Source organism: Pauljensenia sp. UMB3104, from assembly GCF_030217285.1.
Lineage (GTDB): Bacteria > Actinomycetota > Actinomycetes > Actinomycetales > Actinomycetaceae > Pauljensenia.
The window spans coordinates 1-256 of record NZ_JASONN010000408.1 but is presented as its reverse complement, the minus strand read 5'-3'; the positions used below and the strand labels follow the sequence as shown (position 1 = coordinate 256).

1 protein-coding gene is annotated in these 256 nt (G+C 52.3%); it reads right to left on the bottom strand.

The features are described from left to right. Positions 1–8 precede the first annotated feature (8 nt). Positions 9–256: tyrosine-type recombinase/integrase (locus tag QP415_RS12220; RefSeq protein WP_285100253.1), on the bottom strand; the 248-nt coding region annotated here is incomplete at its 5' end.

Sequence of the window (256 nt, the reverse complement as noted above, 5' to 3'; positions counted from 1 at the left end):
TAACCTGGTCAACCCTCTATTTCTGGCAATGCCTGAGAAAGCGCTATCCCGATAGCGTCCGCTGCCACTTGCAAAGCATCCTGCGCAAGATGGCCATAAGTATCTGAAGTAACCTTAATGGAGGAATGCCCAAGGCGGCGTTGAATCACAGTCAATGGCACGCCTGCTGCAATCAGCCATGACGCGTGAGAATGCCGCAGATCGTGCAGTGTTGGAGTGTGTTCTATGCCAGCTTTCACTAACGCAGGCTTCCACA